Here is a 2,340-nt window from a genome sequence, read left to right as displayed (position 1 = left end):
TATTTAAATGAAAATTATTTTAAATAATGCATCAAATCAACCTTTATATCAACAAATAAAGGAACAAATTAAAGATTCTATATTTAATAATGAATTGACGGAAGGTGAACAATTACCATCAATCCGTGTATTGGCTAATGATTTACATGTAAGTATGTTAACCACAAAAAGAGTTTATGCGGAACTAGAATCCGAAGGTTTTATCGTTACCAGGGTTGGAAAAGGTACTTATGTAGCATCTACAAACTTGGAATTATTAATGGAATCTAAGCGTCATATGGTTGAAGTAAAATTGACAGAAGTGTGCAAAATGGCTCGAAGTATTGGAATCCATAATGAGGAACTCTATTCGATGTTAGATTTAATCTTAAAGGAGGAAAATGAAGAATGAATGCAGTGTTAGAAGTGAAGAATCTAAACAAAGCTTATGAGAATTTTTCATTAAAAGACGTGACATTTTCACTTAACCAGGACTGTATAACTGGTTTTATTGGTACTAATGGTTCTGGGAAAACTACTACTATTAAAGCTATCCTCGGGCTCGTACTCAAAGATTCGGGTAAAATTAATTTTTTAGAAAAGGATATAGATAAACATGAACGAAAATCCAAAAATAAAATTGGTGTCGTGTTAGACGAAGGGTACTTTTACGATGAATTAACATTAAAAGAAATGAAGAATGTAATCGCCCCTTCCTATACTAAATGGGATGAGCAAGTTTTTTTAAAGTATATTAAACGATTTAATTTAAATCTAGGACAAAAAATTTCTACCCTCTCCAAAGGAATGCGAATGAAATTTGCAGTTGCTCTAGCTTTATCCCACCACGCAGATCTATTAATAATGGATGAACCCACAAGTGGACTTGATCCATTGGTTCGAAGTGAACTAATAGACATACTTCTAGATTTTATGAAAGAACCAGGAAAGAGTGTCTTTTTTTCTACTCATATTACCTCAGATCTAGATAAAATAGCAGACATGATTATTTTGATAGATGATGGTCAAATATTAATTGATGAAGAAAAAGATGCACTAGTGGAAACACATGCATTAGTAAAAGGTGATAATCAATTGATTAATAATCAAACAGAAAAACTCTTTTTGAATTTGAGTCAAACTAAATATGGATTTGAAGGGATTACTCATAAAATAGATGATGTGTGCCGGCTTATGCCTGGTGTTTTGATGGAAAGACCAACTATAGAAGATATAATGCTTTCTTATATTGGAGGAAATACATATGCTTATTAATCTTGTTGTAAAAGACATACTATTAGTAAAAAGATATTTTTTTATTTTACTCGTTTTCGCAGCTATTGCACCAATCTATCTTTCTACTCAGTTACACCTCAACGATGGTGGACTTATTGGTTTTCTTTTAACAGTAGTTTTTATGGAGCATATTTTGTTTGGTACAATATCGAAATTCGAAGACCAATACAAAGGAGCAGCTTTACTTTGTGCAACACCATATACTAGAAGTGCCTTTGTAAAAGCAAAATATCTCTTTCTATTGGTAGTTTTTCTTTGTGCCTCAATTATTCGAATGATAATTTCAATTATTATACCATCTGGTATCGAGAATCTTAGTATAAACGCTCTCGGAATAACATTCTTAGTTGTTAGTATTTTGTTTGGAATATTACTCCCTTTCCAATTTAAATTTGGTTTTGATAAAACAAAAATGATTTCTTTTATTGTTGTCTTTTTGACACCTTTTGTAGCTCCTACTCTTATAAAAGAAATTCAGTTGAGCCATCTAAATTTTACACTCCCTCTTCCATTTCCATCAATTATCATGGCATGGATGCCTTGTCTCATTTCAATAGTTATTAGCATTATATCAATGATAATTTCACTGAAGATATATGCAAAAAAAGATTTATAATTAGTTTAAGGGGCATTTTAAAAAATATGTTTTATCGTCCCATACTTATCGAAGTTACGTCAACGCACAAGATACTTCAGTTCTCAGCGTAGGAACTACTGACAAAACCTACTAAGAAAGCTGGTAAATACGTCGATGTTCGCAGGTATCTGTCACTTCGAACATTTCGTTATTTACTTTCTAAATCTTGAGCATTGATCTATGTCTCGATTAAAATGCATCCCTTGTCAATTAAGTGATGTATTTTAGATACTTATTTGTTAAAAAAGGAAGGATGAATGTTCAATCAACCGACACAACTACTTCTTAGGAAGTGTGTTATAGTTAATTCAGAATCAATACTGCTTAGCAGCATTAATTCTCACCTATCTTTTATTTATTTGTTTTTACACCAACTTAAAGGAAAGACCAACTATATTTTTAGTTGGTCTTTCCTTTTGTTATTAGAA

Annotated in this window: 3 protein-coding genes; all 3 read left to right on the top strand. The window is 31.3% G+C overall.

The window, feature by feature from the left end:
- The first annotated feature begins 7 nt into the window (after nt 1–7).
- From ACQGS6_RS26740 to ACQGS6_RS26730, 3 genes are read left to right on the top strand one after another with little or no spacing between them, the layout of a single operon-like run.
- On the top strand, nt 8–391 hold the full coding sequence (locus ACQGS6_RS26740) for a GntR family transcriptional regulator (protein ID WP_000691660.1): 384 nt from the start codon (nt 8–10) through the stop codon (nt 389–391).
- A complete protein-coding gene (locus tag ACQGS6_RS26735) occupies nt 388–1,254 on the top strand; it encodes an ABC transporter ATP-binding protein (protein WP_369622706.1) in 867 nt (288 codons plus the stop codon). The genes ACQGS6_RS26740 and ACQGS6_RS26735 overlap by 4 nt, the downstream gene beginning before the upstream one ends.
- The gene (locus tag ACQGS6_RS26730; protein ID WP_000906775.1) at nt 1,244–1,891 is read left to right on the top strand and encodes an ABC-2 transporter permease; all 648 of its coding nucleotides are present in this window, start codon (nt 1,244–1,246) and stop codon (nt 1,889–1,891) included. The genes ACQGS6_RS26735 and ACQGS6_RS26730 overlap by 11 nt, the downstream gene beginning before the upstream one ends.
- The last annotated feature ends 449 nt before the right edge of the window (nt 1,892–2,340 follow it).

Origin of the sequence: Bacillus sp. GMs2/2, from assembly GCF_050172095.1 — a bacterium.
Classification (GTDB): Bacteria; Bacillota; Bacilli; order Bacillales; family Bacillaceae_G; genus Bacillus_A; species Bacillus_A cereus.
The sequence above is the reverse complement of the archived record's forward strand: the minus strand, read 5'-3'. Positions and strand labels throughout refer to the sequence as shown.

Bases quoted from the DNA above. Each gene is read 5' to 3' on its own strand.
- ACQGS6_RS26730 (WP_000906775.1), top strand. From the start codon at position 1,244: ATGCTTATTAATCTTGTTGTAAAAGACATACTATTAGTAAAAAGATAT.
- ACQGS6_RS26735 (WP_369622706.1), top strand. From the start codon at position 388: ATGAATGCAGTGTTAGAAGTGAAGAATCTAAACAAAGCTTATGAGAAT.
- ACQGS6_RS26740 (WP_000691660.1), top strand. From the start codon at position 8: ATGAAAATTATTTTAAATAATGCATCAAATCAACCTTTATATCAACAA.